The sequence below is a fragment of the Thauera phenylacetica B4P genome, assembly GCF_000310225.1.
Taxonomy (GTDB): domain Bacteria; phylum Pseudomonadota; class Gammaproteobacteria; order Burkholderiales; family Rhodocyclaceae; genus Thauera; species Thauera phenylacetica.
Map to the genome: position 1 here is coordinate 1 of NZ_AMXF01000272.1, position 4,885 is coordinate 4,885.

4 protein-coding genes are annotated in these 4,885 nt (G+C 73.5%); 2 read left to right on the top strand and 2 right to left on the bottom strand.

Annotated features, from left to right (window positions below; translation table 11 throughout):
• Positions 1-41 precede the first annotated feature (41 nt).
• On the bottom strand, positions 42-806 hold the full coding sequence (locus tag C667_RS20165; protein ID WP_004379686.1) for a 2'-5' RNA ligase family protein: 765 nt from the start codon (positions 804-806) through the stop codon (positions 42-44).
• A 105-nt stretch (positions 807-911) separates the two neighbouring features.
• Between C667_RS20165 and C667_RS20170 the strand changes: the two genes are divergently transcribed.
• Together C667_RS20170 and C667_RS20175 are read left to right on the top strand one after the other, a co-directional pair.
• Positions 912-1,802 carry an alpha/beta fold hydrolase gene (locus C667_RS20170; protein ID WP_004379688.1) on the top strand — a complete coding sequence of 297 codons (891 nt, stop codon included), beginning with the start codon at positions 912-914 and terminating at the stop codon, positions 1,800-1,802.
• Complete coding sequence (locus C667_RS20175; RefSeq protein WP_004379690.1) at positions 1,799-2,995, top strand: FIST signal transduction protein; 1,197 nt, start codon at positions 1,799-1,801, stop codon at positions 2,993-2,995. Before C667_RS20170 ends, C667_RS20175 begins: the two co-directional genes overlap by 4 nt.
• A gap of 607 nt (positions 2,996-3,602) precedes the next feature.
• On the opposite strand, the gene C667_RS20180 is transcribed toward C667_RS20175, so the two are convergent.
• Positions 3,603-4,885: ABC1 kinase family protein (locus tag C667_RS20180; RefSeq protein ID WP_004379692.1), on the bottom strand; the 1,283-nt coding region annotated here is incomplete at its 5' end.

Sequence of the window (4,885 nt, forward strand, 5' to 3'; positions counted from 1 at the left end):
TTCGGGTCCGGCTGCGGGCCCGGCGTCGCGGGGGGGCGGGTTCATGGGGTCTCCGGGTGGTGGCCCGCTGCCGGTGCCGCGCCGCGGCTCGCACAAGCCTGCGCGCGGCGGGCGAAGAGCGCGGTCGAGGACGCCGCGTCGCGCCAATGCAGGCGGTGCGTCGCGAGGTTCCACTCGGCCAGCGTGGACAAGGCGCCGCCGATCTCGGCGGCCGCGTAGCTCATCAGGGCGATGCGCTCGATCGTGCAGCGCAGCGTTGCGGCGGGCGCGAAGCCGTCGAAGCGCGCCGCGACCGTGGCCGTGGGCAGCGCGTCGGCGTACAGGCCCACGGTCACGTGCGGCACGTACTCGCCCTGCGGGTGCGGCGTGTCCGCGTGCAGGCAGGCGCGCAGCGCGGCGAGCGCACCGAGGGCGCCGTCGACATGCAGGAAGGGCGCCGACGAGAAGCTCTCCAGGCCGCCGAGCGCGAGCGTGAACGGGGCGATCCGCGCCGCCTCCAGCGCCGCGACGCGGGCCTGCAGCCAGGCGAGGTCGAACTCGTCGGCGGCCGGCTCCGCGCCGCGCGCCGGAAAGCCGCACAGCGCCAGCGTGATGTGCGGCTGGCGGCGGTAGCCGTCGAGCAGCAGCCCGTCGAGTGCGCGCTGCGCGGCGGCGACGCGCCCGCGCACCGCCGGCAGGTCTACGTTGATCGCCCACAGCAGGTAGTGCGACCGGCCGCGATGCCACTCGTGGAAGTCGCGGCGTTCGTTGCGAAGGGTCTGCGCCTCGGCGAGAAAGCGCCGGCGCAGCGTGGCGGGATCGGTCATGCGGGCGGGCGGGTGGCGTCCGGCAGGATGCCAGGTGGACGGTGGCGGGATGGAATCGACAGCTAGAATGGAAGCGTGATTGTCCCGGAAAAGACGCCCGCCCGCATGCACTACACCGTCCGCAAGCCCTCCACCACCGAACGCGTTCCCGTCCGCGGCCTCGAATACAGCGTGCGCCGCTGGGGCCCCGCCGATGCGCCGAAGGTCTTCCTGCTGCACGGCTGGATGGATACCTCGGCCACCTTCCAGTTCGTCGTCGATGCGCTGCGCCACGACTGGCAGCTGATCGCGCCCGACTGGCGCGGCTACGGCGAGACCACCTGGCTGCACCGGCCCTACTGGTTCCCCGACTACTACGCCGACCTCGAGGCCCTGCTCGCGCACTACGCGCCCGAGGGCCCGGTGCGCCTGGTCGGTCACAGCATGGGCGCCAACATCGCCGGCATCTACGCCGGCCTGCGCCCGCAGCGCGTGGCGCGGCTGGCGATGCTCGACTTCATCGGGCTCAAGGTGCCGGCCGACGTCGATGCGCCGCAACAGCTCGGGCGCTGGCTCGATGCCCAGCTCGCACCGCCGCCCGCTCGCGCCTACGCCGACCGGGCCGCACTCGCCGCGCGGCTGCGCGTCGCCAATCCGCGCCTCACCCCGGCGCGTGCGGAGTTCCTCTGCCGCCACCTCGGTCGCGTGCGTGCCGACGGCCAGGTCGAGATCGCCGGCGATCCCTGGCACAAAATCCCCTCGCCCGCGGTCTACCGGATCGAGGACGCGATGGCGTGCTGGCGGCGGGTACGTGCTCCGGCGCTGATGCTGGTCTCCGCCGAGGGCTATGTGCACGACCGCTTCGGTGACGAGCCCGAGGAGCTGCAGCGCCGCATCGACTGCTTCGCCCACGCCCGCGTCGTCACCGTGCCCGACTGCGGGCACAACCTGCAGCACGACCAGCCCGAGGTGGTGGCGGCCGCGCTGGAAGATTTCCTCGACCGGGAGACCCCATGAACCCGACCCGCTTCGCCGCCGGACATGCCGCCCACGCCGACTGGCGTCTGGCGCTCGCACGCGCGCTCGACGCCCTGCTGCTCGAACTGCGCGCGGCGGGGGGCCACGAGCAGGCGGGGCGGGACGGGCTACCGGAATACACCCTCGGCTTCTGCTACCTGAGCGACCGCTTCGCCGCCGACGCCGAGGGCATCGTCGCCGAACTGCAGCGTCGCCTGCCCGGCGTGCACTGGGTCGGCACCGTGGGCATCGGGGTGGCCGCCACCGGCGCCGAGCACTTCGATGAGCCAGCGCTCGCGCTCATGCTCGCGCCCCTGCCGCGGCGCGCCTTCCGCGTGTTCTCGGGGGTGCAGCCGCTGCGCGCCGAGGCCGAGGACTTCCACCCCCACACCGCGCTGGTGCATGCCGACGGGCGCACGCCCGACCTGCAGGAGCTGCTGCCCGAGCTCGCCGAGCGCACCGCGAGCGGCTATCTCTTCGGCGGCCTCTCCGCCTCGCGTGGGCGCAGCGTGCAGATCGCCGACGGGGTCTTCGACGGCGGTGGCCTGTCGGGGGTGGCGTTTTCCGCCGAGGTCGGCGTGATCTCGCGCGTCACCCAGGGCTGCCAGCCGATCGGGCCGCGGCGGCTGGTGAGCCGCGCGCAGGACAACTTCGTCATCACCCTGGACGGCCGCGGTGCGCTCGACTGCGTGATGGAGGACCTCGGCCTGCCGCCCGACATGGCGCTGGAGCCGGTCGCCGAGGCCTTGTCGAACACCCTGGTCGGGCTGCATCCGGGCGAAGACGCGGAGCTCGTCGCCCCCGTCGCCTTCGGCGCCGACATGCTGGTGCGCAACATCATCGGCCTCGACCCGCGCGCCGGCGTGGTGGCGATCGGCGACGAGGTCGAGCAGGGCGCGTGGCTGATCTTCTGCCGGCGCGACCCGGCGGCGGCGCTCGCCGACCTGCGCCGCATCGCGCGCGAGATCCGCGATGAGCTGGTGGACAGCGATCGCGTCGCGCTCGGGGCGGTGTATGTGAGCTGCTCGGGCCGCGGCGGCCCGCACTTCGGCCGCCCGGCGGCCGAGCTCGAGCTGATCCGCGACGTGCTCGGCGACGTGCCGCTGGCGGGCTTCTTCGCCGGCGGCGAGATCGCCCACAGCCGGCTGTACGGCTACACCGGCGTACTCACCGTGTTCGCCGCGGCGCGCTAGCGGGCGCGGGTGACATCGCGCACGCCGCGTTCGCGCCTGCCGGCGCTCCTACAGGAATCATCACGCGTCCCCAAGGCACGGGCGACGGAAGCGGCGACGGTCTTTTGTAGGAGCGGCGGCAGCCGCGAGCCTTTGCCGCCGTGCAGGGCTCGGTGGGGGTGACGATGGCGGATACCGCGTTCGCGCCTGCCGGCGCTCCTACAGGAATCATCACGCGCCCCCAAGGCACGGGCGACGGAAGCGGAGACGGTCTTTTGTAGGAGCGGCGGCAGCCGCGAGCCTTTGCCGCCGTGCAGGGCTCGGTGGGGGTGACGATGGCGGATACCGCGTTCGCGCCTGCCGGCGCTCCTACAGGAATCATCACGCGCCCCCAAGGCACGGGCGACGGAAGCGGCGACGGTCTTTGTAGGAGCGGCGGCAGCCGCGAGCCTTTGCCGCCGTGCAGGGCCCGGCGAGGGGACGATGGCGTACGCCGCGTTCGCGCCTGCCGGCGCTCCTACAGGAATCATCACGCGCCCCCAAGGCACGGGCGATGGAGGCGGCTATGGTCTTTGTAGGAGCGGCGGCAGCCGCGAGCCTTTGCCGCCGCCCAGCCTTCTGCGCGTCCTTACCCCAGCCATGGCGCCGCCAGCGCAGCCACGTCCACGCGTGCGCGCAGCCGCGCCGCGAGCAGGTAGAGGCCGCCGAGCTTGCGGTGCAGGAAGAGCGCGTCGGCTGGCGGGGTGTGCCAGAAGTCGCGCTCCATGCTCAGCTTGAGCCCGGTGTCGCGCAGGCGCAGCGGCAGGTCGCTGGCGCCGAAGTCGTAGGCGCCGGGGTGGCGCAGCGGCTCGCAGGCGGTGGCGAAGAGGTCGATCACGGCGTCGCGCTGGGCGGCGTGGATGTGCTCCTGGAAATAGCCGATCGCCTGCGCCGCCTCGCCCATCGCGGCGCGGTCGCCGCGCACCGTGCCCGCCATCAGGCGGCGGTAGGCCGCGACCACCGGCTCGGCGTAGGGCCGGGTGGCGCCGAAGTCGAGCAGCACCAGTCGGCCGCTGGCGGCGTCGAAGCGGTAGTTGGCGAAGTTGGGGTCGGTCTGGATGAGGCGGAACTCGAACAGCTCGCGGAACAGCAGGCCGATCAAGAGGCTCGCCACGCGGTCGCGCAGCGCCTGGTCGGCGGCCTGCGGCTCTGCGAGCGACTCCACCGCCACGCCCTCGACCCAGCTCATCGCCAGGATGTCGCTGCGCGTGAGCGCATCCACCGCGCGCGGCAGCACGAAATCCTGCGCGTCGCCGAGCAGGCCGCCGAAGCGGTGCAGGTTCTCGGCCTCGCGGCGGTAGTCGGCCTCCTCGTGGAGCTGGCGCTTGGCCTCGGCGAGCAGCGGCGCGAGGTCGAGCGCCTTGGGCAGCAGGCCGGAGACGCGCAGCAGGGTGGCGACGTTGTCCACGTCGCTGTCGATGCTGCGGCGCACGCCGGGGTATTGCAGCTTGATCGCCAGCTCCTGGCCGTCGCGAGTGCGGGCGCGATGAACCTGGCCGATCGAGGCCGCCGCGCAGGGAGTGAAGGAGAAGCGCTCGAAGCCCTGCTCCCAGCCCTTGCCCCAGTGCGTCTCCAGCACCTGCACCACCTGGCTCATCGGCATCGTGCGCGCGTCCTCGCGCAGGCGGGCGAGGATGTCGGCGAGCTCGGGCGGCAAGAGGCTGCCGGCGTCCATCGACATCAGCTGGCCGACCTTCATCGCGGCGCCGCGCAGCTGCGCCAGCTGCTCGGCGACGCGGCGGGCGTTGGCCGGGGTGAGCACCAGCTCGCTCACCTTCGGTCGCTTGCCGGCGGCGAGCTGGCGCGCGCCCTCGGCGAGCATGCCGCCCGCCACCCCGGTGGCGAGGCTGCCCAGGCGGGCGAGGCGGGACA

Coding starts and splice junctions, on each gene's coding strand:
- C667_RS20165 (WP_004379686.1), bottom strand. CDS start 806: ATGACCGATCCCGCCACGCTGCGCCGGCGCTTTCTCGCCGAGGCGCAG.
- C667_RS20170 (WP_004379688.1), top strand. CDS start 912: ATGCACTACACCGTCCGCAAGCCCTCCACCACCGAACGCGTTCCCGTC.
- C667_RS20175 (WP_004379690.1), top strand. CDS start 1,799: ATGAACCCGACCCGCTTCGCCGCCGGACATGCCGCCCACGCCGACTGG.